This is a genomic window from Adlercreutzia sp. ZJ138, from assembly GCF_011038935.1.
Taxonomy (GTDB): domain Bacteria; phylum Actinomycetota; class Coriobacteriia; order Coriobacteriales; family Eggerthellaceae; genus ZJ141.
Genome location: NZ_JAAKEA010000001.1, coordinates 1 through 25,800 on the forward strand (window position 1 = coordinate 1; position 25,800 = coordinate 25,800).

A 25,800-nucleotide genomic window follows, 5' to 3' on the forward strand; every position below is an offset into this window, starting at 1 on the left:
CATGGTCGTCTTTGCCATGCAGGGCGATTATGGGAGTGTTCAACAATTAGCGCTCGCGTGCTCAGGAATGAGCGTCATGCTGCTCAGTATATTGCGGAACAGCGCTCAGGAATTGGCGTAGGAATCACCTTTGGAAATCGCTTGCAATACCGCGCCGTCAATTTGAATGCTCAGCATGCACGCATCAATGTCAATGCCTGCTTTGCTCAAAAGCTCTTCGATCAACAGATTCAATCTCCGACGCCTCTTTTGGTAAACCACATTGAGGGGCTTTTCTTTCTCGGCAAGCAGCATCTGCTTGTAATAGCCCACCAAAACAGTGTTGTCATCAGGAAGGCACGTTCTTATGAGAAGGTCAACAATTCGTTCCCTGATCTCTTCCGCATGCATCTTCTCAACCTCAAGGACCACCTCTTCCGACTGTTTGAGCATGAGGTTCACAATGTAGTTGGCACCTTCGTGCAAAAGCCGATCGATGGAGCTGAAGTAGTGCGGTATCTGCGATCGAGGAATTCGCGCCAACTTAGCAACGCTATCGTACGTCACATTGGCAGGCCCTTCCTTAAGCATGATGTCAGCAGCGGTCAAGATAATGGTTGTCCGCATGATCTGCTCTTTGAGGTATTCTGGAGCTGAAGATGACGTACTCATAGACTCCCGCTATCCTGAAATTACGTGGCTAACAAAAGCACTGAGCTTCCTTGCGGTTAAGCCGCTGGTGCCGCTGCGGGATAGGGGTAAACTGCAGCGGCACCAGGAGAGGAACCATAGAGCTGCCGTGGGGGGCATGAAATGGGGAAACTCGGCAGCTCCATGCGGAGGATTAGCTGGAGACTTCTTCGTCAGGCAAAGGCGTTCCGTTCTTCATCAGATACCACACACCGTAGTTCGGCCGAGGCGACGAGACTACCTTAGGCTTGCGATCCATGATGTTCTTTCGAACCATGAATGCCAGCAGCGCTGCACCGACGCACCCAATGAACAGGATCGCGAATATGCACTGCAATCCGTATGCAGTAACGTACTGAAAGAGCTCTTGGCCTATAGCGAATCCAGAGCCTATTACCAACGCAATAATGGCACCTGCAAGAATTGCAGCCTTACACCAACAGATTCCACCACCCGGGCTTACCATCTTCTTCTCCTTATCGGTAGCAGTCGTTAACGGGCGCTCTCGAGCTTTGGTGTTGATTTTGACGTCAGTAACCAACGAACTAAGCGGCATTCTATCAAGGCCGATCTGTATTTTCAATAATCGCGATTAGTTCATCAATTATTCATTTTGGTGCAACTGCAGGATCTTTTATATCACTTGCACAACTATTTGAAGTCATACCGTGCCATAGTAATATTCGGGCTATTACCATGAACCGTTTAACACCACTTTTTTGAAATTCCCCTTCAAGGGGCTTAGGTAGGTGTACCCTAATAGCGGGTTAGTTACTGATTTTGAGACTCATTCGATTGTCTTGCCACAACCTTTACGAGACATAGTCTTCGCAAATGGAAACAAGGCTGGGAAGATCTTCAACAATCGCAGTCCAAACGAAATAGAAATCAAAGCCGCCATACGGATGAGCGATCTTACTGCGCATTTTAGCAACTTCATCCCATGGATAAGACGGATTGATCGCTTTAAATGCATCCTTATGATTGCTCACAAGCTCGCAAATACGCAAAAGCGGCATAGTAAGCAGATCTTGATGAAAAGGAGATTTTGAAAAGAGTTCCTCGTCGATTCGCTCACTTTTTATCCTGCTGTCAATCATGCGGGCATTAATCAAAACTTCTTGTACTAGAAACGGACTGATATCGCTTCTGTCATCCATAGATAGACACCTTATCCCGCTCAAACGATTCACGTACAAAGGGATAGAGCCTATCGGCTCCACATATGATATCGACGTCACACCCGAGCTTTTTCTCAAGATCAAGATACAGCCCGCCGAGAGCGAACCCGAGGGGCTTCTCAAGCTCGATTACAAGATCGACATCCGATTCGGCACAGGCATCACCCCTTGCGTAACTTCCAAAGAGATGGGCGCGTCGAACGCCGTACTTCGGAGCCACCTGAGCCACTGCAGTAGTTATGTCATCACGTGTAAGCAAACAAACTCCCCGAAGAACAGCACTTACTTTGTGCCCATTCTAGCATAGACCCAGCAAGTAACCGTAACAGTCACGCTGGCATTCTGCCCCAGCACTGTCGAAAACTCAATGCTGCCGGAGCGAAACGACGTACCCACTAGAGTGTACCAAAGACCAGAGTCTCCCCCTGACACATGCACCCCACATATACGAAACAGCCCACAAGGACACCGTTGGCACTCGGCTAAAAAGCAGCATCCAACCAGAGACAATTCACGCCGTTAGCGGTGCAGAGGGATTGAAGCTTTTTGTCGACAGTGAAGAGAGTGGCACCCAAACGGCGTGCCAACACGAAGTAGAACAGATCATAGGACGAATGACCGAGCCTGACCGACTCAGTCATAGCTTCAACCCAAAGATTGCCATCGTCGTAGAAATCATCAACAAGAGCGATAGCGTCCCGCCCGCAATCAATTGTCTCTTCAGGCGTCAGGTGTTCTCCGCTCACGTATTTCGTAAGTGCATGCGTGACCTCGGTAACGAGCAGCGTTGGCGCTGCGATTCGCTCGTCTTTCAAGCGCAGTATCTCGAGCGCTTCGCCGTATTCCGTTCCCATAACCATGGCGAGAGCGGCATTCGCATCCAGCACAATCATCGTTTTTCTCCTGCTACGTCTGCAGCGAGTTCATCAAATCGCGCATCGCGTTCCGTGCGAGCCTCGGCAAGCATGGTGGACGGTTCGGGAAGAGTGCCGCGAAGCTTGCTTTGTCGCTCGCGGGCTCGTCGGAATATTTCTTCACGCCTGGCATTGCGGGCCTCGCGCTCTACGGAAGACTCTATAGTAAACAACCCTTGTCGCTCGGAGGTACGCTGCACCTGGTCGCACCCACGAATCGCTTGCTCAACCGAAGCGACGGTTTGTTGCGCGATGCTTCTATGATTACGGGCTGCGAAAACACGCAATTCCTCGTAAAGGTCTTCAGGAAATTCCCTCACTTGCAAGGCCGGCATACTACACTCCTTATAATGCATGCGTTTTGCATGTATTATACCCACCATAAACGAGAGCACAAGACCTTATCCGCCTTATCGAGGAGGCGTACTTTGGGGTTAGTTGCAGTAAAGCGAATCGTTGATGTGTCTCTCCACAACGCAGGTGGCCGACTCCCTTGGGTTTTCTCCTTTGGAAATCGCTTGCAATACCGCTCCGTCAATTTGAATGCTCAGCATGCACGCATCAATGATAATGTCTGTTTTGCTCAAAAGCTCTTCGATCAACAGGTTCAATCTCCGACGCCTCTTTTGGTAAACCACATTGAGAGGCTTCTCTTTCTCGGCAAGCAGCATCTGCTTGTAATAGCCCACCAAAACAGTGTTGTCATCAGGAAGGCACGTTCTTATGAGAAGGTCAACGATTCGCTCCCTGATCTCTTCCGCATGCATCTTCTCAGCCTCGAGAACCACCTCTTCCGATTGTTTGAGCATGAGGTTCACAATGGAGTTGGCACCTTCGTGCAAAAGCCGATCGATGGAGCTGAAGTAGTGCGGTATCTGCGATCGAGGAATTCGCGCCAACTTAGCAACGCTGTCGTACGTTACTGCGGCAGACCCTTCCCTGAGCAAAATGTCAGTAGCGGTTAAAACGATGGACGCCCGCATGATCTGCTCTTTGAGGTATTTTGGAGCTGAAGATGACGTGCTCATAGACTCTCGCTATCCTGAAATTGCTTGGTTAACAAAAGTACTGAGTCTTCTTGTGGTTATGTGAGTGGTGCCGCTGCGGGATAAGGGAAAACTGCAGCGGCACCAGGAGAGAGGAACCATTGGGTTTCCGTGGGGGATACAGAATGGGGAACCACGGGAACCCAAGGCGAAAAGTTATCGAGGAACTTCTTCGGCAGGCAAAGGCGTCCCGTTCTTCATCAGATACCACACACCGTAGTTCGGCCGAGGCGACGAAACCGTCCTGCGATCCATAATGTTCTTCCGAACCATGAAAATCAGCAGCACCGCGCCGACGTACCCGTTCAGAACGTACACGACATTCACGAGCATGCGATACGGAACGAACAGGCCAATGACAAGGCCCGAAACACCGAGCACAACTGCAAGAATGCGGAACTTTCGAGTCCCCTCCTTCGCGAAGCGAGCAACGGGGTTATACAGCAAGGGCACTGCGGTTGCGCATATACCGACGAACACCACGACGGCATATACAACCGAAAGGGCGGGGTTTAGGCTTTCCGCAAGAATGAGGTTGGGTATAGCTGCATTCCACACGTAATTGGTGCCATCAGTGGTGTTGATGTTAGCAATCTGAGCTAGAACGATTATCAGGATAGCTGCGCAAATAGTCACCGTTGCAATGATAATGCCAGCCTTCAGGTTCTTAAGCTCGTTCTTCGCGCCCAGCAAAGTAGTGAAGCTCGAGAACCACAGCAAGACAAAGCCAGCATAGGATAACCCGGACATCAGCCAGTTTCCACCGGCTTTAGTAACAGTCTGGCCCGCCTCCGCTCCCTGATAGGTGCCGCTCGCGATGGTTTCAAGACCCTCAGATATATGAGGCCAGCCCACAATAAGCACAGCAATACCCACAACAACGAAGAAGCCTATCTTGATAGGTCCGATCACGCCGATAATGTTGACAAGTTTGTTTAACCCTGCCGCCACAACCAGAATAACCAATCCAGCAAGCAGGACACCGCCAACCCATTCGGGGATACCGAACCCCTGATGCAGCGTAGATGCCGCACCTCCAACCATAACAAAGAAGGACATGTAGCAGAACAAGGTCGAGTAATAATCGAATGCGGTGCCGATAGTCTTTCCGCAGAAATACTTGAACACATCGTTGCCAACTTCGTAACGCTGCTCAGTGCCTACTTTGGCGAAATTGAAGTTGTAGTAAATGAACAGGATCGCGAACACAGCGATTGCAAATACGCACTGCAATCCATATGCAGTAAAGTACTGAAAAAGCTCTTGGCCTGTAGCGAATCCAGAACCTATCACCAACGCAATGATGGCGCCTGCAAGAATTGCAGCTTTGCGCCAGCAGATTCCACCACCCGGGCTTGCCATTTTTTCCTCCTTGTCGGTAACAATCAGTAACGGGCGCTCGCGAGTTTTGGTGTTGATTTTGACGTCAGTAACAACGAACCTAACGGCATTCTATCAAGGTCGCTCTGAATTTTCTATAATCGCGATTAGTTCACTGATTATTCATTTTAGTGCAGATGCATAAAAGTCTGCATTTTTTGTCCAAGAAAGAGGTGAAGCACCAGGTTATAGCCGATATTAGAAGAAACTGCTTGAACTAATTGGAAACACTATCGTGATAACTTTACCATGTTCATTAAATCTTGTACATGAATTGGAACACATCTTCACGCTGGATGATTACCTGCATGCCTAGCTTCTCGCCGGCTTCTTCGAGACGTTCCTGCACGGTATTAAAATCGGCGACGTCGGTGTTCAGCGTAGTGAGCATGGTCATGCTAAAGATGTCATCAAGAACGGTTTGGCTGATGTCGTCGATGTTCGCATCACATTCAGCCAACACCGTAGAAATAGCCGCAACCACGCCGCTACGGTCTTTCCCCAAAACAGATATAACACACTTCATTGGAAGGTCCTTTCACGAGGTTTTCCGCATTGTAATACAGAAGCGGCCAGCTACACGTGCGACCCAGCCGCGACCACACCATCAAGCGAACACTACGGACGAAAGATCAGCTGTAGCGCTTCTTGCCGCGTATTCTGACTACGCTCGAACACACCGCGCACTGCGCTGGTGGTTGTGCTGCTGCCTGGCTTTTTCACGCCACGCATGCTCATACACATGTGCTCAGCCTCGAGCACAACGATCACACCTTGGGGGTGCAGTTGCTCGATGAGCGTATCAGCAATTTGGCTGGTTAAACGTTCCTGCACCTGCGGGCGGCGCGCGTATACGTCAACCAGGCGTGCAAGCTTCGACAGCCCGCAAATGCGCCCATCAGCCGCAGGAATGTATGCAACGTGTGCTTTGCCGAAAAACGGCACCAGATGATGCTCACACATCGAGTAGAAAGGGATGTCGCGAACAAGCACCATTTCCTCGTGATGCTCGTCAAACGTCGTTTCGAAATGCACGGCAGGGTCCTGCTCCATGCCGGCAAACACCTCTTCGTACATGCGCGCCACGCGGCCGGGGGTTTTAAGCAACCCTTCGCGATTCGGATCCTCTCCAATTCCTTCAAGAATCAGGCGCACGCCTTGTTCGATCTTTTCCGTATCCACGTAACAAACCCCCACTCAAACGCGCCTGTTCTTACCTGGGACATTCTATACCAAGGTTGCCAACGGCCCCACGGCGTTTCCACTCGGCCCGCCCAACCCTGGTCGGCCATTCCGAGCCACCCGGGTTTCTCGATCGTTTCACTTCCTAAGCGTCAGCGCACGCGACGCGACGCCACTGCGAATCCGATTGCGCCTACGGTCAGCACAAGCATCGTTGCCACGCGCCCAACACTGAGTGACTTGTAACCTACGAGTGTAATACCCACAGCGAACATCACCAATGCTGCACAGATGGCGGCTATCCACCCAAAGTAGGTTCTCATCACCAAGCCCCCTATTGTCGAACTCCACCAACGCACAGCGATGGCGCCGCAACGCGCGACGCCATCGCAATAAGCTCGTATCACGCACCCATAACCAAAGCTGCGATAGCTTTTTGAAAAGCCATCCGACACATCCGGCACCTCAGCAGCTTGAAAGCTGTGTGCTTCCGCAATCGAGCCACCTCGTGAATCACCTAGTAATCCAGCTCGTCGTCGGCCACGCGCCCACGGAACGTGCGATAAATGATTACGTGGTAAATAAGCACCAGCGGCACGCCCACACAAGCAATGCCCGTCATCCACGACAGCGCCAGCTCAGATGATGCCGCAGAGGCAATGGTAATGGAGGCGCCCACGCTATCGGCGGAAGCAACCACCAAGTTGGGGAACATGCTCGCGGCAAGCAGCGCAACTAGGCACACCGCAGCGGCAGATTGCAGCACGAACGACCCGATGTCGCAATTCTTCTTGCCTGCCATGATCGCCGCGACCACAGCAACCACGAACAGAATAGCGAACACCCAGCGCACAACGCCCAGTTGAGCAGCCATTTCAGGCTGCACGATAACCAATGCGTACACCGAAACGGCAACGAACAACACCAGCGCAACAATCTGCAGCGGCGTGCGCAACTTGGCGGCGCGGTCCTGCATGTCAGAGGGCTTCGGAGCTTTCAGTGCCACCCACGATGCACCGGCGGCAAGGCACATAGCCAAACCGAGCAAACCACACAGCAACGTGAACGGCGTGATCAGGCCCAACAGCGGAACACCGCTGTAGTTGCCGGCGGCGTCCATGGGAATGCCTGCGTAGATATTGCCTACCGCAACGCCCAAAAGCAGCGCCGGCAAAAGCGACCCAACCGTGAACAGAACATCCCACAAACGCGCCCATTTGGGATCGTGCGCACGATACTCAAGAGAAACCGCACGAACAATCAAGCCAAACAGCACCAGCATAACCGCCAGGTAAAAGCCCGAAAACGTGGTGGCATACGCCGGAGCGAATGCGGCGAACAGCGCACCGCCCGCTGTAAGTAGCCACACCTCGTTGCCGTCCCACACCGGACCAATAGCCCGGCGCACCACAGCCTTGTCACGCTCGTTTTTCCCCAGCACCGGATACAGCACGCCAGCACCTAAATCAAAACCATCCAGCACGAAGTATCCGGCAATCAAAACGAAGATGAGAATGAACCACAGTATCTGAAGAAACGTCATGGTTACTCACCTTCCTTAGAAGCGTCAGCCTTCTCGACCGCAGGCGCAGAAGCGGTCTTGGTCGCCGGTACAGCAGACACAGTCGCACGCGTCGGCGTCATGTCCTGCGCCGGTGCGACCTCATCGCCCACGGGACCCTTCTGGATAAAGCCCTTCACAATACGAATCCAACCAATCAGCAGGAATGCATAGATGGCAATGAACAGCGCCAGCGTGATAAGCAGCTCAGGAGCCGACACCGATTGAGAAATGGCATCGTTAGTAAGCAGGCTCACGCCGTCAGGACCACTCACGGACGGATACACTACCCATGGCTGACGACCAACCTCGGCGGTAATCCAACCGGTTTGAATGGCAATAAACGGGAACAGAGGGCCGATAACGATCAAGCGCTGCAGCCACTTCATGCTCGCAATCTTCCCGCCGCGCAGCGTGAACACCAGCGCCAGAATAATCACCAGCATGATAGCGCCGTACATGGCCACCATAAGGTGATAGCTCTGGAACACAAGGTTTACTGGCAGCTCAGACGGGTTGATGTCGCCGTACTTCTCGGTTTCAGCGAGCGAATTTAGGCCCTGGTACTCGGTATCGAAGGTGCCCGTAGCCAAAAAGCTCGTGCCGCCGGGAATGGCAAAGGGCGCGAGAACCTTCTCGCCGTTCTCGTCAACCCAGCCGAACGCATACAGCGGCGGAACCTCGTCTTCGTACATACCTTCCATCATGGCCATTTTCGTGGGCTGCTCTTCCCACACCAGCACAGCGGAAGCATGAGCAGCAAAGATCATGGTGCAGCTGGCAACAATGCCCACCACAGCACCGATCTTCATGGTCTTCAGAGCGAATTCCTTGAACTTGCCACGAAGCAGATACCATGCCGCCACAGCCATGGCAACGAACGCACCCATGATCAGCAACGCGATGACCGTATGTGCGTAGCGAGGCAGAATGGATGGGTTGAACGCAGCGGCCAAAAAGTCAGTGATAACCGCTTTGCTGCCGTCAGCTGCAAGCTGGGCTCCGGCCGGCGTTTGCATCCACGAGTTCGCAATGAGAATCCACAGGGCAGAAAGGCACGAGCCAAACCACACAAGCCAGGCAGACACCGTGTAGAACTTCAGCGACACGCGGTTGCGCCCGAACAGCAACACTCCCAGGAATACCGACTCCAGGAAGAACGCGAACAGCGCCTCGGCCGCCAGCGGCGCACCGAAAATGTCTCCCACGAAGCGCGAGTAGTTAGCCCAGTTCGTGCCGAACGAGAACTCCATCGTGATACCTGTAGCAACACCGATGGCGAACGTGGCCGTGAAGATTTTCACCCAGAAGCGAACTGCATTGCCTTCCTGCTCGGCGGATGCGTCACCCCTCTTCACGGCGCGATAATGCTTTGTTGCGTTGATGGCCAGAATCAAGCCAAGGCCAATGGACAGCGGCACGAAGAAGAAATGGTAGGCAACTGTCAAAGCAAACTGGATTCGGGACAGCAGCGCAACATCGGTTAGCAGATCCATCGCACACCCCCTTCTATTTGTTACGAGATGGAAATACCGTTACGGTTTCATTCTACCAGCGAATCAAGGACATCCGCAATATGCTAGTTATTTTGTAGCATTTGTTCTATCAGGCACAACACGCACGCCGGAGTGTCATTATTACCCGCCATGCAACCCTCGTTCGCTCCATTGAACCCTTCGTTTTCGCGTTGGTTTCACATCACGTACGTTGCTTCGCATCATTATTGAAACACCCGAGATCCACACCCGAGATCCGTTGGCGCAAATTGCACGGGAAATTGGCAAAGCGATGAAGCTAGCTGCTTATTCAGTAAACTCGTCCAGCGAAAGACCCACGGGACAATGGTCGCTGCCGAACACCTCTGGGTAAATGCTGGCAGCCTGCACACGCTGGCGTAGCTGCTCGCTTACCAGGAAGTAATCGATGCGCCATCCAGCGTTGTTCTTGCGCGCATTAAAACGGTAGCTCCACCACGAGTACGCACCCTCTTCCTGGCCGTGCGTCAGGCGGAACGTATCGATGAATCCCGCATCTAATAGCGCGGTGAACTTGGCACGCTCTTCGTCGGAAAACCCTGCGTTTCCCCTATTGGGGCCAGGATTTTTCAGGTCAATCTCCTGATGGGCCACGTTGAAGTCGCCACACATGACCACCGGTTTCGGATTCGTTGCATCCCCGGGCTGTGTTGTTGGAAGCACCGCGACATCCACGTGCCCCGCCCCAAACTCCGCCGGCCCTTCGCCCGGGCGCTCCACGGGCACACCCGCCGGCAACACTCCTGATTCAAGCCCCGTACAGAACTCGCGAAACGCATCGTCCCATTCCATACGATGATCAATGCGTGCCAGCTCGTTTTGTGCATTTGGGGTGTACACGCATACAAACCAGAACTCGAGGAATTCAAGCGCACAAATGCGCCCTTCGGTATCGAGATGCGGGAAACCCAGCCCGTGCAGCACCTGTAAGGGCAGTCGCTTGGAAAACACCGCCGTACCCGAGTAACCTTTGCGCTCGGCATAGCTCCAAAACTCGTAGTAGTCCGGCAAATCGGGTGCAGCCTGACCTGCCTGCAGCTTCGTTTCCTGCAGCGCGAATATGTCGGCATCAAACGCGCTCACCACGTCCTCGAACCCTTTTTTCAGCACGGCGCGCAAGCCGTTCACGTTCCACGACACGAAGCGCATGATAACTTTCCCTTCCCAGCCAAACCCGTTACCACTCCCACGAGCGTTTTGCGGGCAATCCCCAGTGAAACGCCGCTATTGTAGCGCAAGCAATCACGAAGTCGTTGTGCTTTTGAATGCTTTGCATTGATTACCCCCGCTTAAGAAATACTTCCACTTAGTTCATCTGCGTTAAAGCGTTCGATGGTCGTTAATACCTTCTTGAGAGATTATGACTGAAACCAACAAGCCACTTGTCCCCATGCCTTCGTGCTTCAGTCGATCAAATAGGCTTTCGCATTGCTGCCCATGCCGGCAATTTCTCTTTATCACTGAAAATCATCTTGGGGTTCATGACGTTGATTCAAAAATGCCCACGAGCTTTTTACCAGGTATTTTTCAAGTTCTTGCAACACAAAGGGCTTGATTTTTCTTTATCACCTCTTTATCATCTCTTTATCAACTCACGTATTCCAAGGAGTCGAAATGCCCAACCAGCACTCAATGGACCTTGTTTATTCCCTCGTTGGTTATCCGGCCGAAACCGAATGGCTTGAATTCAAAGAGAACAACAAGGATCCTCAGCGGACAGGCCGTGATATCTCAGCCCTTGCCAATGCCGCTGCTTTTTGCGGACACGATTACGGCTATAAAATATGGGGCGTTCGCGACTCCGATCATGCACTGGTTGGAACCACTTTCGACTATCTTCGAGCCAAAGGAGAAGGAAATCAAGATCTGCTGGTTTGGCTCACCCGCCACCTTACTCCTAATGCAAACTACGAGTTCAGCCAGGTTACCGACGATACCAACAGGCGCTTTGTCATCCTGAAAGTGAGAGCAGCATCGGGACAGCCTGTACGCTTCAACAACACCGCCTACATTCGTGAGGGAAACGCAACCACATGCCTTGCCCTCGGATCAGCTAAAGAAGAAGAGTTATGGCGCAGACTTCAACGCGCAACGTTTGAATTCCAAACTGCCATCGAAAACATCCCAGCAAAAGACGTGCGCGAGCTTCTTGCCGTTGACGCGTATTTCGATTTGCTCGGACTCAAACAACCCACCGACTTAGCATCGGCACTCATCCCCTTTGCAGAACAAGAACTTATCAAGTACCAAGATGATGGAAACTACGCGATAACTAATTTAGGTGCTCTCCTTCTTGCAAAGAAGCTGTCCGGCTTCCCAGGGTTGAGAAAACGCCCGCTTCGAGTAATCCGATTTGAGGGAAAAAGCAACCTCAACATCATCGCCGACCGCACCTTTGACGAAGGCTATGCACTGGTAATTCCTCAAGCTGAAAGCTACATTATGGCCTCATTACCCGCAAAAGAGATCTCTGAGGGAGCTTTCCGAAAAATCCAATACGCATATCCGCAAGCTGCCATTCGCGAACTGCTCATTAACGCTATCGTCCATCAAGACGCAACCGTTACCACCGCTGGCCCACTAGTAAAGATATACGATAACCGCATCGAGTTTAGTAATCCCGGATCGTGCCTCATCCCCACTGACCGCATTCTCAATGCCCAACCAAAAACTCGAAATAACGGACTGGTGCGCATGCTGCGTCAAATGGATCTTTGTGAAGAAGGAGGCACTGGGTGGGACAGAGCGGTTGAAGCGTGCGAGAGTCGATTTATGCCCGCTCCAAAAATTATCAGCACCGAAGACCTTGGAACCACCGTTTCTCTCTATTCGGATTCGGCTTTCGATCGCATGACAAAAACCGAGCGCATGGAAGCCCTCTACTGGCACGCCTGCCTTATGTACGCACAAGACGAATCAATGGGGAATCAGAGCCTTCGCAGCCGCTTTGGTCTGAACAATGAAAGAAAGAATACCTTGGCTATCTCACGGCTAATCAGAGAAGCATGCGAGAAAGAGCTTATCAAAGAAGAAGATGAAAACGCTGGAACTAAGTTCAAACGATATATCCCTCATTGGGCATAAAGTAATGGAAGATAGCTTGGCGATCGGGCAATTCCTCTTTATCACTGAAAATCATTTTGGGCTTCATGACATTGACTCAAAAATGCCTGCAGGCCTTCTATCAGGCGTTTTGCAAATTATCGTGATATAATGGACGTCGTTTTTCTTTATCACTTCTTTATCATCTCTTTATCAACGTTAAGCTAATTGATCCTTCCAACTAAAGATTAGTCTTAGTCTTTGAGTCCTTGGTGCTATCAAGCACCAAGGACTTTCAAACTGGTGATTATGCTGATTCTTTCACCTGGTCGTCATCTTCTCGTATCCATCGGTCGAACGTACTGGGCGACACTTTCAAGCATGCCGCTGCCTGCTTGCGCGTGATACGCCCTTCCTGGAACGATCTTCTGGCTTCACTGTAGCTTGCGGGCCTGCGTTTCCTTGGCCTGCCAAAACGCACGCCCCGTGCCTGAGCAGCGGCTATGCCCTCGGCCTGACGTTGCTTGATGCTCTCGCGCTCTATTTGTGCCACATAGGAGAGCAGCTGCAACACGAGATCGGCAATAAACACACCTGTTATACCGTCTTGACGCTCGCGCGTATCGAGCAGCGGCATGTCCAATACAACAACATTCGCTCCCCGATCTTTGGTTATGCGCCGCCATTCTTCAATGACCTCGTCGTAGTTGCGCCCCAGCCGATCAATTGACTTCACCACAAGAACATCGCCTTTGCGCAGGCGCGCAACCAGCTTCTGGTATTCAGGACGATTGAAATCCTTGCCACTCGCCTTGTCGGCGTACACCAGCGAAGGTTCAACTCCGAACTGTTCAAGCGCGGCAAGTTGCCGATCGAGATGTTGGTCCTTTGATGACACCCGGGCGTACCCATACATTTTCTGCGCTATGGTTTGCGTCATGATCTCACCACTCCTTCGAACCAGCGGATTTTCGTGCTGTTTCGAGAGTATTCGACTGATGCGACTTTGTTTTTTGTTGTCCGAGCAGCGGCCAGGGAAGCGCTGATTACCCAAAAAGCAGTTCGCGCTCTTCTCCGGTCAGCGCGGCTCGGGCTTGATCGCGCAGACTGTTTACGCCGACAAAGAACTGTCTCATCATGACCACCATCAGGTAGCGACCACGCGGAGTAAGTGTTAGCTCGTCGGGCGTGTTGGTGGCAAACGCACCCGCCGCTGTCATAAACGCCATCTCGGCGGGTAACCCCGCTTCAATAGAGCAACCGAAATCGCGCTTGAACTGGCGTTTATCAAGACGTAGGCCGAACAGCTGCATCATGAAACGATAGCGCATGCGCTCGCGCTTGCCGAACGTGGTCTTGCCCATAAGCGACATCCGACCACTCTCAATGGCCTTGTTGTAGTCAACCACACTAAACGTGTTCACGTATAGGCTCTTTCCCAAATACGTGATGCCACCCGACCCAATAGCCGGATATTCTTCGTAGTCAACCACATACTCGTCTATCATCGCATGCGGCGCGGCCACAGCACTCTGACGACGGTTGAACGTCCATGCCGACCCGTGATCGAACAGTGGATCGTTGCCTCCGGCAAGCAGCTCGTCGATGATGGTGTAGAAGCGGTGTTCGCGCGTATAGTCGACCTTCCCCACCGTGCGCGCCAGCGATTTCTGCACCGCCGGCGAGGCCATCAGCGGATAGAACGTCGTTTGGCTAGCGCCGCTTTCCACCACGCGCTCGATGTCGCGAATCAGCACATCTTCGGTTTGCGCGGGGAAGTTGAATATCATGTCGGCGTTCATTGACGTAAAGTACGGGGTGGCATCTTGGATGCGCTCCATGATCTGCTGGCCACAACCATATTTGTCGTAGCGATCCATCTGACGCAGCAGATCATCATCGAAGCTCTGCACCCCCACAGACAAACGCTGCACACGACCCTGCAACTTATCTAGATAGCTGGGAATCAGGTGGTTCGGATTTGTTTCGCTGGAAACTTCCTTGATCGAGAATGTTTCGCGCGCAAGGTCGATGGTGTCACACAGCTCGTCGAGCAAGATGGTCGGGGTGCCGCCGCCAATGTACACGCTATCGAAATCGTAGCCCAGTTCCTTGAGCATGAGCATTTCCTTGCGCATGTTGGCGAAATACGGCCGCGCGCGATCTTCGGCGAAAGGAAAACGATTGAATGAACAGTATGGACACAAACGCTCGCAGAATGGCACGTGCATGTACAGCATATACGCTTGCCCTGGAACAGGGGCGGGAACACTTGCTTCATCGGTTGGTTTCAGATTCAAATAGCGTTTCGTGCACGTGTGTACGGCGGTCGTCAACAATCGTTCGGACAGCATCTGGTTTGTATCTCCCGGTATTTACGTATTCACTCGTTGTTTAGCCGCAAGCGCGGCACATATGGTAACGGCAAGCCTATTTCCAAGCAGAACGGCCCTGCAACGCGCGTTTGCCAATGTCTTTGCGGTACTGCTTTCCCTCAAAGTACACTTTGTCGCACGCAAGGTACACAGTCTCTCGCGCTTCTTCAAATGTGTCGCCCAGCGCCACCACGTTCAGAACGCGCCCACCAGCAGTGACCAGTTCATCGTAGTCATCCACGGCGGTTCCCGCATGCAGCACGATGACGTCGTCCATCAACTCGGCTTCGTCAACGCCTAAGATAACCTTGCCTTTCTCGTACGAGCCTGGATATCCATCACTCGCCAGCACCACACATACAGCATGCTTGTCAGACCAGGCAAGGTCAATGTCGTCAGGCCGTCCCTCAGCAACAGCCATCATTACTTCGGCCACGTCTGACTCAAGCCGCGGCAACAACACTTGCGTTTCCGGATCGCCGAAGCGTGCGTTGAACTCAACTACCTTCGGGCCTTCGGGCGTCAGCATAAAGCCACCATAAAGAACACCGCGGTAATCGTGCTCGAATTCCTCAGCCGTGGCCGCCGCCGCTGTTTCCATAATCTCCTTCATGGCTGCAAGCTCTTCGTCGGTAACAATGGGTACTGGCGAATACACACCCATGCCACCGGTGTTCGGGCCGCGGTCGCCATCGTAGGCACGCTTGTGGTCCTGTGCCGTAGCCATACAATGGGCTTTGCCTGCGGAAACGAACGCGAGCAGCGAACATTCGGGGCCGGTCATACACTCTTCGATAAGCACTGTAGAACCTGCACCGCCAAACGCGCCATCAAAGCACGCACGCACGGCTTCTTCGGCATCCTCCACGTCATCGGCAACTACAACGCCCTTGCCTGCAGCCAGGCCGTCGGCCTTCACTACAATGGGCGCGCCCAGTTCGCGTACGTAAGCCAGCGCCGGCTCACACTCGGTAAAGCTGTTGTAGCGCGCAGTAGGAATGCCATGACGAGCCATGAATTCTTTACTGAATGTTTTCGACCCCTCAAGGCGGGCCCCTTGCGCATCGGGACCAAACACGGCGATGCCCGCTTCGCGCAGCACGTCAGCCACACCAGCAACCAGCGGTGCTTCGGGACCAATAACCACCAAGTCGATGTCACGATCGCGGGCAAACCCCAGCACCGCCTGAGCGTCATCCGCTCGAAGCTGCGGGATATTCCGCGCAATGCGCGCCGTTCCACCATTGCCAGGAGCAACAAACAGCTTGTCAACTTGGGGGGACTTCGCCAACGCCCATGTTATGGCATGCTCGCGACCGCCACCGCCCAGCACCAGAATGTTCATGCTCAGCCCTTTCAGATTCAAATCGTCTACTTCAGCAAAACTACCGAAACTCATGAAGCCCCACAGAAAAGCGCTACTCGGAATTACCAACTTCTCATAATCGTCTGATCGCGATCGGGTCCAACCGATACGATGCTCATGGTTACGCCGGTCACTTCCTCCAAATACTCCACGTACTTGCGCGTGTTTTCTGGAAGTTCGTCGTAGGTTCGGCATCCGGTGATGTCAATACCCTTCCAACCGGGAAGCTCTACATACACTGGCTTGGCGTGGAACAACACACTTTGCTGCATGGGGAAGTAGTCGTAGGTTTTACCGTCGCATTCGTAAGCTACGCATACCTTTATCGTGTCAAATTCGGAGAGGACATCGAGCTTGGTAAGCGCAACGTCAGTGAGGCCGTTCACCTCAGCAGCATAGCGCCCAATAACAGCATCGAACCATCCACAGCGGCGCTTACGGCCCGTCGTCACACCGAATTCATGACCGGCAGAGCACAAAAGCTCGCCGTCAATTGCATCCTGACCAGTACCGCCGTCTTCGGGGAAGGAAAGCTCCGTAGGGAACGGGCCTTCGCCCACTCGGGTAACGTATGCCTTCTGAATACCCAACACGCGGTCGATAGCCTTCGGACCAACGCCGGTGCCCGTAGCCGCACCACCCGCGCAGCACGACGACGACGTGACGTATGGATACGTTCCGTGATCGATATCGAGCAGCGTGCCCTGCGCGCCCTCGAACAGAATTGACTTGCCGTTACGTACTGCCTCATTGAGCAGCTGCGCCGTTTCAGCCATGTACGGCTTTAAGATGCGCGCATAGGGCAAGTACTCGTCGCAGATTTCCTCAACCGTGTAGGTGTGCAACCCGTAAATCTTCTCGAGAATGGGGTTCTTTTGCGACAGTGCAGTTTGAACTTTCAGGCGAAAGATCTTCTCGTCAAGCAGGTCTTGCACACGAATACCCTTGCGAGCAACCTTGTCCTGATAGCACGGACCGATGCCGCGCTTCGTGGTACCGATTTTGTTCTCGCCGAGACGCTTCTCGTCAGCGCCGTCGAAGTCTTTGTGATACGGCATGATAATATGCGCGTCGCACGAGATTTTCAGGTTATTGCACGAGATGCCCTCTGCCTGCAGCATAGCCATCTCTTTAATGAGCACGCCTGGATCGATCACCACACCGTTTCCGATAACGGGCACACAATCCTTATACATAACACCTGACGGCATAAGATGCAAAGCGAGCTTCTTGTCGCCATGGATAACCGTGTGACCAGCGTTGTTGCCGCCTTGATAGCGCACAACGTAGTCGTAATCCCGGGCAATGAGATCGGTGATCTTCCCCTTGCCTTCATCGCCCCACTGGGCACCCACCAATACAGTGCTTGGCATGTGATCGCATCCTTTCAAATGCTTTGCAAGCGCGACAGAAACAACCGCATATTATAGTATAGTTGCTCGCCCAACTTCCGTTATGCAAAGGTTTTGACAGAAACAGAGAACCGAGCTGCTTGGCCCCCCACTCCCTACTCCCGCTCGCCCCGCTCTGTCGCTGCGTTACACGTAGCCACCAACGCGCGAATCGTCGATAAAGTCCATGAATCGCGTGTATTCCGAATTGAACGCAAGCGGAATGTCACGTGTCGGGCCGTTGCGGTGCTTGGCCACAATCAGCTCGGCTGTACCAAGATCGGGTCGACCTTCCGATTCCGCCTCCATCTCATCCATTGAGCGGTCAATGAACATGACAATGTCGGCGTCTTGTTCGATAGATCCCGATTCGCGCAAGTCGGAAAGCATTGGGCGCTTCTTACCTCGCATCTCCACCTGACGCGACAGCTGCGAGAGCGCCAGCACCGGCATGTTCATTTCCTTTGCGAGCACCTTTAGGCCACGGGAAATCTCGCCGACCTCCACAGCGCGGTTTCCGTCGCGGCGCGACTTGGGTGGCTGCATGAGCTGCAAGTAGTCAACGATGATCAGGCCCTTGTCGCAACCTCGCAGCTCGCGGCGAGCCTTTGCGCGCAATTCGAGAATGGAAAGTGACGGTGTGTCATCAATGAACATGTTCAATTTCGAAAGCGTGTTGGACGCGTCGGCGATGGCTCCCCAATCCTGTTCCTGAAGCTGACCTGCGCGCAAGCGCGACAAGTTCACCCGAGCTTCGGAACACAGGATGCGTTGCACCAGCTGCGACGCGCTCATTTCCAGCGATAGGAAGGCAACGGTGCTACCGGTTTTGGCAGCATTGACTGCTAGATTCAATGCGAACGATGTCTTACCCACGCCAGGTCGGGCCGCTAGTATTACCAAATCACCACCGCGAAGGCCATGGAACAAATTGTCAACATCTTTGAACCCCGTCGCCACACCCGCGATGCTATTCTTCTGCTCGGCGAGCTTCGTTATCTCATCGAATGCGTCGGTAAGCAGCGTATCCATGCGTGCAAACTCCGATGACACGCGTTTTTCGGTTACGTTAAACAGAATTTTCTCGGACTCTTCGACCACAACATTCAGATCGTCAGGCGCATCGTATGCCAGTGCGTTAATTTCGGCGGAAGCCCGTATCAGGTCACGCAGCACCGACGTGCGCTTCACGATGTCGGCATGACTGCGCCAGTTTGTGAGAGCAAACGTGTTGTCGGCAAGCTCGACGAGGTACGATTTTCCGCCCACGGCTTCGAGCTGTCCTGTTGCTTGCAGGTTATCAGCCAACGAGATATGGTCGATGGGAATGTGACGAATATACAGGTCCATCATCGACTCGAAAATGCGCTGATGCGCGATGCGGTAAAAATTCTCCTTCACCAGCTTCGTGGCAACTTCTTCGATAGCCTCTTGGTTGAGCAGGCACGCCGCGAGTACCGACTTCTCCGCTTCGATGTTCTGCGGGTCGCGCTTTCTGGCGTGCGCGGGCGCCGCCTCATCGGGAGCATAATCGGGATTGTAAGCTGTCTGCATGGCGGGATTCCTTCTCTTAAGCGTGCGAGAGTTTATCTTATAGCAAGTATTGATGCAGGTCATTCACTATTTTTGTTGAAAACTCTCTGCAGATTGCTCGGTTTTCAACAAAAAAAGAAACCCTCTCGGCCCATCTATCTGGGGGCCAGAGAGGGTTTCGTGGTTTTCCACCTTCGGTGACGGTGGAAAACTTTTTTGTGTAAGAGCTACTCGGCAGCTTCCTCGGTCGCCTCAGTCTCTTCCTCAGTTGCAGCCTCGGCTTCAGCCTCTTCCTCAACCAAGATTTCCGGGCCACCGACAACGAGCTTCAACGTGGCCTTGATATCGCGGTACAGCGAGACAAGAACCTCATGCTCGCCAGCGGTCTTGATAGCGTGGGCAGCCTCGATGCGACGGCGGTCAACCTCAATACCCATCGATTCCTTGACAGCCTCAGCAATGGCGGTGGTGGTAACGGCGCCGAACAGCTGGCCTTCCTCGCCAACCTGTGCGACGATCTTCACTGTTGCGGCATCCAGAATTTCCTTGGTCTTGGTGGCATTGGCGATGCGCACCTCTTCGCGCTTGGCGATGTTGTGCTTGCGCTGCTCGAGCTGCTTCAGATTGCCCGAGGTGGCCTTAAGAGCCTTGCGCTGCGGCAGCAGGTAGTTGTTCGCAAAGCCGCGAGTGACTTCGATAACGTCGCCTTCGCCGCCTTTGCCCTTGAGCTCTTCAAGCAGGATAACTTTCATTGTTCCTCCTTGCGCCTAGCGGTTGCGGCGATCGCCACGGCCGCTCACCGTGGGCACGACGTACGGCATGAGAGCCATCTCGCGCGCACGCTTCACAGCAAGGGCGATGTCGCGCTGGTGCTGGGTGCAAGCACCCGTCACGCGGCGCGGCTTGATCTTTCCGCGGTCAGTAACATATTTGCGCAGCATCTGCGTGTCTTTGTAGTCTACGTATTCTGCGTTATCCTTGCAGAACTGGCAGTACTTGCGACGCGGCTGCTTGGCGTAATCTGCCATTTCAACCTCTTTCGTTTCGCTTAGAACGGGATGTCCTCGTCATAAACCGAGGACGAGGCATCAACCAACGGCGCCGGAGCAACCGGGGCAACCGGGGCGGAATAACCGCCTTGCGCCTGGTAGCCGCCACCAGCGGAACGGGAAGCGTCGTTGCGGCTGCTCATAAACTCAAGCTCATCCACAATGACTTCGATCTTGCTGCGCTTCTGCCCATCGCGTTCCCACTGGCTCCAGCGGAGCTTACCTTCGATGGACACCTTTGTGCCCTTTGACAGGTACCGGGACAGGCTTTCGGCGCGAGCGCCGAACATCGTACAATCGATGAAATTCGGGTAGTCTTCCCACTCACCAGTCTGCTGGTTCTTGCGGCGATCATTTACCGCAACACCAAATCCCAAAACCGGCAAGCCAGAAGCCGTGGAGCGAAGCTCCGGATCGCGCGTTAAATTCCCGCTGATGATAACTCGGTTAATGCTCATGGTTTACACCTCTCTCATGCTGGACGCACATAACCTGCGCCCCATGCGTCATCTTTAGTCGCGGTCTTCGCGCTTCACGATCATGTGACGAACCACCGCATCGGTAATGCGGAGAATACGATCGAGTTCGGCGACGTCTGCGGGATTGGCATGGAAATCGATGAGAGTGTAATCACCATCGGTCAAACCATTGATCTCATAAGCGAGTTTGCGCTTGCCCCAATTGTCAACGTTATCGACAGTACCTTGTGCGTCAGTAATCGTGTTTTCGATACGGGTCATGACGTTTACGCGGGTTTCTTCGCTGATCGTCGGAGCGACAAAAAACAGCAGTTCATAAGCCTTCATGAGCTCACCTCCTTTGGACTTGACGGCCCCGGCGCGATGAAGGCATTTACCGGGGCAGGATTTAGCCGTACCATTCTAGCAAACCCCGTCACCCATATAAGGAAACTCTTTTTGCACCTGATCGCTTCCATCGTTTCCCCACACATCGAACGCCTTTGCTTTTCGCCCAATGACGAATACTCCACCCGCTACGAACGCTTTGTCCTTCGCGCATCGACTACAACTTCTTGCGCTGTCATCGTATATGACAACTCCCTGCAAAGCGTGGCAGAATGCTTGATACAGACCACCACGTTTCTATTGCCGTTCTTGCGCTTCACCGTGCGGTTTTTTGCAGATTACCCGATGAAATCTAACGAAAACCTTCCACCTCGGGTTCGGCAAGATAGCATTCCTCGATATCCTCATCGGCGTACTCGTCGGCATCTTTCAGGGCCACCATAAAATTCGGTGCCTCACCGATGTAGGCCGCCTCGTCCTCGAACGTGACGTTACCCTCATCGCCGCTGACTGTGTACAAATAACCAACCGCATGGCCCTCATCAGCTCCAGGAATACCGCCTTCCGCAATGAGCGCGTCCACCTCACCCGCATCGGTTTCCACATAGCCGTCGTAGCACAAAGCATACGCCACGGCGCCACGAGCATTTTGCACCGTATGACGCGCATGCTCAAAGCAATCTTCGGAAGTTTCGCCCGGATGATTCTCTATGAACAGGCTGTCCTTCACCACCAGACACGTGAACGGGATGATGTCCGCACCCTGAGCCATCTTCTCCTTTGCCTCGTCAAGCGCGAACAACAGTACATTTTCTAGCGTTTCGGGGAGCTCGGGGACTTCGGATGTCCAGTTGTCCAAATCACGATCAGCCATAATGTTTCCTTTCATCGGCACGGTTTTCTCTCATCTTCTTAGTATGAAAGTATACAGAACCGCGCCGTTCACGCAGGAAACGACGTGAAAAGCACGTGTTAATGGGAAACCACCAAGCACAACGAGATTCATCACGCTCTAAAACGAAGCGTGAACCACCACAAAACAAACAACTGAGTACTGAGTTACTTCCCCTCGTACCCAACGAGCAGGCCGTTGCGCTCGGCATAGAAACTCACCAAACCGCGCGCTTGACACCACAGCACGTCAGCTTGGGGAAATTCGCGCTTAATCAGGTCAGACATAATACGCGCAGCATTCTCGTTGAATACATGCGAGATGCGTACCTTACCGCCATCGTAACCTTTGCTCTTCATTTCCTCGAAGATGGTCTTGATTACCTTGCGCTCGCCTTTGCATTTCGCAAACGGGTCGAGCTCGCCGTCGGTAGCTCGACCAACCACGCGAATACCCAGCACGCCGGCAAGCTTCGCTGCAGCGGGATGAACGCGTCCGTTATTCGCCAGATTACGCAGCGACTCAAGCGCGAAAACAAGGTGAGAACGATCGCGATACTCGTCGATCTTCTGGCAAATGGACGCAAAGGGAAGGCCTGCGTTTGCCAATTGTTCAATTTTTTCGGCGATTAACCTCATGGCCGGACCGGTCATGCGAGAATCGATAACGTGTATTTGCGCTTGAGCATTCTCACGCTCGATAGCTTCTTTTGCAAGGCAAGCAGCATTATACGATCCGGAAAGCTTGCTAGTAATTGTAATGGCAAACGCCATGTCGCTACCTGAAAGCGCATGTTTCCACTCCCCCACGTTCGGACACGCCGTTCCCGACTTTTCATGAAGGGAAGCTAGGTAGTCGACCATATTCCCAACATCGAGACGCCAGTCATCAACGAATTGCCGCGCGTCAGTGATAATACGCAACGGAACCGAGGATATCTCTTCGGTCGGTGCTGCCCATGATACGGCATCGGCACTGGAATCAAGTACGATTCTGTAAGACATGGCCTCTCCTTCGTCACGTCCTTTTCCAATAATCATACCAATTTACAGCGTGTTTTCCCAGAAGGAAGACCGAGGTTCTTGCCTTGCCGTCAACAAACGATGAATAAAACGAAGAAGAAAAGTAGGTCCGCTTCCTAACCTGCTTGCAAGTAACTGGCGGAGGAGGAGGGATTCGAACCCTCGTTACGCGGGTTACGCGTAAAACGGTTTTCGAGACCGCCGCATTCAACCACTCTGCCACCCCTCCGCTTGGGGTGTGTCTCCTTAATCAGAAGACCTATTCTGAAACGCCGCTCTATAGAACGGCGTCAATCAGCTCTGGCGGAGAGATGGGGATTCGAACCCCAGATACGCTTTTGGCGTATACACGATTTCCAATCGTGCTCCTTCGGCCAGCTCGGACATCTCTCCGCATTATTCGATTCGCCGAGGAAACCTCGCGCGCGAATCAGCAGTATACAACAGCTAATACTCGCTCACAAGTGAAAAATATTCGGCTTCATAAGCGGTTTGTGATATTTCTTTACCCTTAGTTATTGCTTCTGTTGTAGCTGTATCAGAATATACCACCTTCGAGGAAGCCAGGGATTCTTTCTGCTGTTCGCAGACAACTGTGCGTTTTACGCGCATGGGTACATCGAATAGCGCACTCATGGTTTCATCTGTCAGCATGCGGCTCTTTTCGCCATCGTCAAACACGCGGCCTTCCTTCAACAGAATGATGCGATCGATTTCGGGAATGATATCTTCCGGATAATGAGTAACGAGCACAATACCTTTTCCCGCCTGAGCGAGCTTGCGCATGCTGGAGCGTACGTAATACATACCTTCTGGGTCGAGACCTGTGCAAGGTTCATCAAATATCAGCGTTTCCGGATCGTTCACGAGTGCGCGGGCTATTAGCACGCGCCGTGCCTGACCAGTTGAAAGCGTCATCACGTCGCGTCGCGCCACATCGGCGATACCCAGCATCTCCAATGCGTCGCTTGCTCGATCCCGCGCGCGTTGCACACCAGTAGCTCGCAGAGGGATGCCCAGCGACCCGTACACGCCACCGGCCACAATATCAATGCAGGGAAGATGCACGGTTATCTCATCCTGCATCGTTGAAGACACAATACCCAAGCACGCCTTCACTTCGGCAAGGGTAGCGCGCTCACGCCCTTTAAACAACACCGGCGGCACATCGCGATGAAGCGGGAACATTTCCCGCGTGATGAGCTTCACGAATGTCGATTTACCCGAGCCATTCGGCCCCAACAGGGCAAGACGTTCCCTTTGACGAATGTGTAAGTTATCGATGGTTAGGATATCCCTACCCTGACGACGTACCACGGCGTCCTTAAACGAAAGGAACGGCGGCGGGACTTGCTGCCCTGCCGCCGCTTCTTTGTCTCTGATCTCGCGTTCGATCATGAGATTCCTTTGAACTCAACGTTGTTCTTATGATGCCTCGGTTGGCTGCGTTGATGCAGGTGCTGCAGCGTCGGTGCTGTCGGTGGCTGCAGCGGCGTCGCCCTCAGCCGCATCACCTTCGCTCGACGCAGTGTCGCTACCGGAATCACCCGACTCGCCATCAGTAGTTCCATCGGCAGCCGCTGTGTCACCTTCAGCGCCCTCTGCAGGTTGCTCGGACGGAGTGGCACTATCACCTTCAGTAGCAGTGTCCTCAGCGTTGGCGGCCGCAGCTTCCTGATACGGCGTTAGATCAATGTCGTAGGGAAGGCCTTCCGGCATGTCATTAATAACGATGTCGGCAGATTTCTTGTACTCTTCGAGCCATGCGTTAAATGCTTCACTCTGAGCCTGTTGCTTCAACGATGATTTGATAGTTTCAACCCAATCCGCAGGAATTTGATCGACACTTGTCACCTCTTCAGGTGCAACAAACACATCGGTGCACTTAATAATATGCCATCCATACTGGCTTTCCACCAGGTCAGATACTTGATCCTTCTCAAGGGCCTTCAACGCCGTTTCGTACTCTTCAACAAACGTGTTCATGCAATCCCAGCCAACATCACCACCGTTTTCCGCCGATCCGGTGTCGATGGAATACTCCTTGGCGGCTTCAGCGAAGTCAAATTCGCCAGCATTTATCTTGTCGAGTACTTCCTGAGCAGTTTCTTTATCGTCGGCATCAAACAAAATATTCGACGACTTCCGCGCGCCATCATATGAGGTCGCATACATCTGGCACGTACTCAGCATTTCTTCCTCGGAGGGTTCCTCGTCGGTGGCAAACGATTCCTGCAGCTTTTTAGTCTTCAGCTGCATCTCGATCTCGTTGCGATAGTATTCCTCGTCCATGCCCGCTTGCTCAAGAGCGCTCTGCCACGCTTCATCGGAGTCGTAGTACTGTTTCATAGAGTTAACGTACTCATCAACTTCGGCCGCATCAACGGTTATACCCTTCTCATTAGCCCCCTGCACCATCAGTTCACGGGAGACGTGCGAATCAATAACGTCGCTTCGCACGCTTTCTGGCGTATAGTTGTACGAGACCAGCCACTCTCCCCATTTTTCATCTTCGGTCAGACCCATCTGATCGCGAATGCTTGCAATATAGTCGGTGATAATATTCTCGTAGATTTCCGTTCCGTTTACCGTTGCGGCAACGCTTCCTTTATCGCCTTCTGAAGACCCTTTACCATCGGAACACGCTGCTAGACTGAGTGCGAGTACGGTAGATACCGCGCCAATGGTTACCGTCCTTAGTACTTTGCTTGCTTCCATGAACACCCTCTCGTTTGGCGAATACAGATTGCTCTTTTCCCGTCGCCCCCTCAAGGGGGAAGCGAACCCAATACCGGATTGAATGATGGTCTATTGTCGCATACGCGGTTTTGGGAGGTCAGACCCGCACACGATGCG

The 25,800-nt window shown here is 53.0% G+C and carries 28 protein-coding genes and 2 tRNA genes; 1 reads left to right on the top strand and 29 read right to left on the bottom strand.

All coding sequences use genetic code 11. From position 1 onward, the window contains the following. Positions 1 to 105: 105 nt before the first annotated feature. The 14 genes from G7Y43_RS00005 to G7Y43_RS00070 form a co-directional block, all read right to left on the bottom strand. Positions 106 to 651, bottom strand: a complete 546-nt coding sequence (locus tag G7Y43_RS00005) for a TetR/AcrR family transcriptional regulator (RefSeq protein ID WP_165042789.1) — start codon at positions 649 to 651, stop codon at positions 106 to 108. 172 nt (positions 652 to 823) lie between these two features. Next, the gene (locus G7Y43_RS00010; protein WP_165042787.1) at positions 824 to 1,225 is read right to left on the bottom strand and encodes a hypothetical protein; all 402 of its coding nucleotides are present in this window, start codon (positions 1,223 to 1,225) and stop codon (positions 824 to 826) included. A 256-nt stretch (positions 1,226 to 1,481) separates the two neighbouring features. Continuing rightward, entirely contained in the window at positions 1,482 to 1,829 is a 348-nt protein-coding gene (locus G7Y43_RS00015; RefSeq protein WP_165042791.1) for a DUF86 domain-containing protein, read from the bottom strand. Then, on the bottom strand, positions 1,822 to 2,109 hold the full coding sequence (locus G7Y43_RS00020; RefSeq protein ID WP_165042793.1) for a nucleotidyltransferase family protein: 288 nt from the start codon (positions 2,107 to 2,109) through the stop codon (positions 1,822 to 1,824). Before G7Y43_RS00020 ends, G7Y43_RS00015 begins: the two co-directional genes overlap by 8 nt. 223 nt (positions 2,110 to 2,332) lie before the next feature. After that, positions 2,333 to 2,743, bottom strand: coding sequence for a type II toxin-antitoxin system VapC family toxin (locus tag G7Y43_RS00025; protein ID WP_165042796.1), 411 nt, complete (start codon positions 2,741 to 2,743; stop codon positions 2,333 to 2,335). After that, entirely contained in the window at positions 2,740 to 3,099 is a 360-nt protein-coding gene (locus tag G7Y43_RS00030) for an argininosuccinate lyase (protein WP_165042798.1), read from the bottom strand. Before G7Y43_RS00030 ends, G7Y43_RS00025 begins: the two co-directional genes overlap by 4 nt. A 99-nt stretch (positions 3,100 to 3,198) precedes the next feature. Further along, entirely contained in the window at positions 3,199 to 3,792 is a 594-nt protein-coding gene (locus G7Y43_RS00035) for a TetR/AcrR family transcriptional regulator (protein WP_165042800.1), read from the bottom strand. Positions 3,793 to 3,966: 174 nt separating this feature from the next. Beyond that, a complete protein-coding gene (locus G7Y43_RS00040; RefSeq protein WP_206215056.1) occupies positions 3,967 to 5,172 on the bottom strand; it encodes a hypothetical protein in 1,206 nt (401 codons plus the stop codon). 274 nt (positions 5,173 to 5,446) lie between these two features. Further along, entirely contained in the window at positions 5,447 to 5,716 is a 270-nt protein-coding gene (locus G7Y43_RS00045) for an ACT domain-containing protein (protein ID WP_165042802.1), read from the bottom strand. A 92-nt stretch (positions 5,717 to 5,808) separates the two neighbouring features. Continuing rightward, a complete protein-coding gene (gene folE / locus G7Y43_RS00050; RefSeq protein ID WP_165042804.1) occupies positions 5,809 to 6,372 on the bottom strand; it encodes a GTP cyclohydrolase I FolE in 564 nt (187 codons plus the stop codon). Positions 6,373 to 6,524: 152 nt separating this feature from the next. After that, positions 6,525 to 6,695 (bottom strand): hypothetical protein, encoded by a 171-nt coding sequence (locus G7Y43_RS00055; RefSeq protein WP_165042806.1) that lies wholly within the window; start codon positions 6,693 to 6,695, stop codon positions 6,525 to 6,527. A gap of 194 nt (positions 6,696 to 6,889) precedes the next feature. Then, a complete protein-coding gene (gene cydB / locus G7Y43_RS00060) occupies positions 6,890 to 7,915 on the bottom strand; it encodes a cytochrome d ubiquinol oxidase subunit II (RefSeq protein ID WP_165042808.1) in 1,026 nt (341 codons plus the stop codon). A 2-nt stretch (positions 7,916 to 7,917) separates the two neighbouring features. Further along, the gene (locus tag G7Y43_RS00065; protein WP_165042810.1) at positions 7,918 to 9,429 is read right to left on the bottom strand and encodes a cytochrome ubiquinol oxidase subunit I; all 1,512 of its coding nucleotides are present in this window, start codon (positions 9,427 to 9,429) and stop codon (positions 7,918 to 7,920) included. A 306-nt stretch (positions 9,430 to 9,735) separates the two neighbouring features. After that, positions 9,736 to 10,617, bottom strand: a complete 882-nt coding sequence (locus tag G7Y43_RS00070) for an exodeoxyribonuclease III (RefSeq protein WP_165042812.1) — start codon at positions 10,615 to 10,617, stop codon at positions 9,736 to 9,738. A gap of 402 nt (positions 10,618 to 11,019) precedes the next feature. On the opposite strand from G7Y43_RS00070, the gene G7Y43_RS00075 reads away from it, so the two are divergent. After that, positions 11,020 to 12,552 carry an ATP-binding protein gene (locus G7Y43_RS00075; RefSeq protein WP_165042814.1) on the top strand — a complete coding sequence of 511 codons (1,533 nt, stop codon included), beginning with the start codon at positions 11,020 to 11,022 and terminating at the stop codon, positions 12,550 to 12,552. Between the two features lie 265 nt (positions 12,553 to 12,817). On the opposite strand, the gene G7Y43_RS00080 is transcribed toward G7Y43_RS00075, so the two are convergent. The 15 genes from G7Y43_RS00080 to G7Y43_RS00150 form a co-directional block, all read right to left on the bottom strand. Beyond that, positions 12,818 to 13,450, bottom strand: coding sequence for a recombinase family protein (locus tag G7Y43_RS00080; RefSeq protein WP_165042815.1), 633 nt, complete (start codon positions 13,448 to 13,450; stop codon positions 12,818 to 12,820). Between the two features lie 106 nt (positions 13,451 to 13,556). Then, on the bottom strand, positions 13,557 to 14,864 hold the full coding sequence (locus tag G7Y43_RS00085; RefSeq protein ID WP_165042817.1) for a coproporphyrinogen III oxidase family protein: 1,308 nt from the start codon (positions 14,862 to 14,864) through the stop codon (positions 13,557 to 13,559). A gap of 76 nt (positions 14,865 to 14,940) precedes the next feature. Then, positions 14,941 to 16,230, bottom strand: coding sequence for a phosphoribosylamine--glycine ligase (gene purD, locus G7Y43_RS00090; RefSeq protein WP_165042819.1), 1,290 nt, complete (start codon positions 16,228 to 16,230; stop codon positions 14,941 to 14,943). Between the two features lie 83 nt (positions 16,231 to 16,313). Then, entirely contained in the window at positions 16,314 to 17,624 is a 1,311-nt protein-coding gene (locus G7Y43_RS00095; protein ID WP_165042821.1) for an adenylosuccinate synthase, read from the bottom strand. A 165-nt stretch (positions 17,625 to 17,789) separates the two neighbouring features. Further along, entirely contained in the window at positions 17,790 to 19,196 is a 1,407-nt protein-coding gene (gene dnaB, locus G7Y43_RS00100) for a replicative DNA helicase (RefSeq protein WP_165042823.1), read from the bottom strand. Between the two features lie 206 nt (positions 19,197 to 19,402). Further along, positions 19,403 to 19,927 (bottom strand): 50S ribosomal protein L9, encoded by a 525-nt coding sequence (gene rplI, locus G7Y43_RS00105; protein ID WP_165042824.1) that lies wholly within the window; start codon positions 19,925 to 19,927, stop codon positions 19,403 to 19,405. Between the two features lie 15 nt (positions 19,928 to 19,942). Then, entirely contained in the window at positions 19,943 to 20,203 is a 261-nt protein-coding gene (rpsR, locus tag G7Y43_RS00110; RefSeq protein ID WP_165042826.1) for a 30S ribosomal protein S18, read from the bottom strand. A gap of 20 nt (positions 20,204 to 20,223) precedes the next feature. After that, entirely contained in the window at positions 20,224 to 20,682 is a 459-nt protein-coding gene (locus G7Y43_RS00115) for a single-stranded DNA-binding protein (protein ID WP_165042828.1), read from the bottom strand. A gap of 54 nt (positions 20,683 to 20,736) precedes the next feature. Continuing rightward, positions 20,737 to 21,030, bottom strand: coding sequence for a 30S ribosomal protein S6 (rpsF, locus tag G7Y43_RS00120; protein WP_165042830.1), 294 nt, complete (start codon positions 21,028 to 21,030; stop codon positions 20,737 to 20,739). Between the two features lie 352 nt (positions 21,031 to 21,382). Further along, entirely contained in the window at positions 21,383 to 21,904 is a 522-nt protein-coding gene (locus G7Y43_RS00125) for a hypothetical protein (protein WP_165042831.1), read from the bottom strand. A gap of 185 nt (positions 21,905 to 22,089) precedes the next feature. Next, a complete protein-coding gene (locus G7Y43_RS00130; RefSeq protein ID WP_165042833.1) occupies positions 22,090 to 22,926 on the bottom strand; it encodes a DegV family protein in 837 nt (278 codons plus the stop codon). A 154-nt stretch (positions 22,927 to 23,080) separates the two neighbouring features. Continuing rightward, positions 23,081 to 23,173 (bottom strand) — tRNA-Ser (locus tag G7Y43_RS00135). Between the two features lie 72 nt (positions 23,174 to 23,245). Continuing rightward, positions 23,246 to 23,337 (bottom strand) — tRNA-Ser (locus G7Y43_RS00140). 54 nt (positions 23,338 to 23,391) lie between these two features. Beyond that, the gene (locus G7Y43_RS00145) at positions 23,392 to 24,342 is read right to left on the bottom strand and encodes an ABC transporter ATP-binding protein (RefSeq protein WP_165042835.1); all 951 of its coding nucleotides are present in this window, start codon (positions 24,340 to 24,342) and stop codon (positions 23,392 to 23,394) included. A gap of 27 nt (positions 24,343 to 24,369) precedes the next feature. Continuing rightward, positions 24,370 to 25,662 (bottom strand): peptidylprolyl isomerase, encoded by a 1,293-nt coding sequence (locus G7Y43_RS00150; protein WP_165042837.1) that lies wholly within the window; start codon positions 25,660 to 25,662, stop codon positions 24,370 to 24,372. Positions 25,663 to 25,800 lie beyond the last annotated feature (138 nt).

Excerpts from the sequence above, each read along its gene's own strand:
- rplI (WP_165042824.1), bottom strand. The coding sequence starts at position 19,927 with ATGAAAGTTATCCTGCTTGAAGAGCTCAAGGGCAAAGGCGGCGAAGGC.
- G7Y43_RS00150 (WP_165042837.1), bottom strand. The coding sequence starts at position 25,662 with ATGGAAGCAAGCAAAGTACTAAGGACGGTAACCATTGGCGCGGTATCT.
- rpsF (WP_165042830.1), bottom strand. The coding sequence starts at position 21,030 with ATGAAGGCTTATGAACTGCTGTTTTTTGTCGCTCCGACGATCAGCGAA.
- G7Y43_RS00025 (WP_165042796.1), bottom strand. The coding sequence starts at position 2,743 with ATGATTGTGCTGGATGCGAATGCCGCTCTCGCCATGGTTATGGGAACG.
- G7Y43_RS00040 (WP_206215056.1), bottom strand. The coding sequence starts at position 5,172 with ATGGCAAGCCCGGGTGGTGGAATCTGCTGGCGCAAAGCTGCAATTCTT.
- G7Y43_RS00145 (WP_165042835.1), bottom strand. The coding sequence starts at position 24,342 with ATGATCGAACGCGAGATCAGAGACAAAGAAGCGGCGGCAGGGCAGCAA.
- G7Y43_RS00085 (WP_165042817.1), bottom strand. The coding sequence starts at position 14,864 with ATGCTGTCCGAACGATTGTTGACGACCGCCGTACACACGTGCACGAAA.
- G7Y43_RS00035 (WP_165042800.1), bottom strand. The coding sequence starts at position 3,792 with ATGAGCACGTCATCTTCAGCTCCAAAATACCTCAAAGAGCAGATCATG.
- G7Y43_RS00095 (WP_165042821.1), bottom strand. The coding sequence starts at position 17,624 with ATGCCAAGCACTGTATTGGTGGGTGCCCAGTGGGGCGATGAAGGCAAG.
- G7Y43_RS00115 (WP_165042828.1), bottom strand. The coding sequence starts at position 20,682 with ATGAGCATTAACCGAGTTATCATCAGCGGGAATTTAACGCGCGATCCG.
- G7Y43_RS00065 (WP_165042810.1), bottom strand. The coding sequence starts at position 9,429 with ATGGATCTGCTAACCGATGTTGCGCTGCTGTCCCGAATCCAGTTTGCT.
- dnaB (WP_165042823.1), bottom strand. The coding sequence starts at position 19,196 with ATGCAGACAGCTTACAATCCCGATTATGCTCCCGATGAGGCGGCGCCC.
- purD (WP_165042819.1), bottom strand. The coding sequence starts at position 16,230 with ATGAACATTCTGGTGCTGGGCGGTGGCGGTCGCGAGCATGCCATAACA.
- G7Y43_RS00070 (WP_165042812.1), bottom strand. The coding sequence starts at position 10,617 with ATGCGCTTCGTGTCGTGGAACGTGAACGGCTTGCGCGCCGTGCTGAAA.
- G7Y43_RS00080 (WP_165042815.1), bottom strand. The coding sequence starts at position 13,450 with ATGACGCAAACCATAGCGCAGAAAATGTATGGGTACGCCCGGGTGTCA.
- G7Y43_RS00045 (WP_165042802.1), bottom strand. The coding sequence starts at position 5,716 with ATGAAGTGTGTTATATCTGTTTTGGGGAAAGACCGTAGCGGCGTGGTT.
- G7Y43_RS00010 (WP_165042787.1), bottom strand. The coding sequence starts at position 1,225 with ATGCCGCTTAGTTCGTTGGTTACTGACGTCAAAATCAACACCAAAGCT.
- rpsR (WP_165042826.1), bottom strand. The coding sequence starts at position 20,203 with ATGGCAGATTACGCCAAGCAGCCGCGTCGCAAGTACTGCCAGTTCTGC.
- G7Y43_RS00055 (WP_165042806.1), bottom strand. The coding sequence starts at position 6,695 with ATGAGAACCTACTTTGGGTGGATAGCCGCCATCTGTGCAGCATTGGTG.
- G7Y43_RS00125 (WP_165042831.1), bottom strand. The coding sequence starts at position 21,904 with ATGGCTGATCGTGATTTGGACAACTGGACATCCGAAGTCCCCGAGCTC.
- G7Y43_RS00005 (WP_165042789.1), bottom strand. The coding sequence starts at position 651 with ATGAGTACGTCATCTTCAGCTCCAGAATACCTCAAAGAGCAGATCATG.
- G7Y43_RS00030 (WP_165042798.1), bottom strand. The coding sequence starts at position 3,099 with ATGCCGGCCTTGCAAGTGAGGGAATTTCCTGAAGACCTTTACGAGGAA.
- cydB (WP_165042808.1), bottom strand. The coding sequence starts at position 7,915 with ATGACGTTTCTTCAGATACTGTGGTTCATTCTCATCTTCGTTTTGATT.
- G7Y43_RS00130 (WP_165042833.1), bottom strand. The coding sequence starts at position 22,926 with ATGTCTTACAGAATCGTACTTGATTCCAGTGCCGATGCCGTATCATGG.
- G7Y43_RS00015 (WP_165042791.1), bottom strand. The coding sequence starts at position 1,829 with ATGGATGACAGAAGCGATATCAGTCCGTTTCTAGTACAAGAAGTTTTG.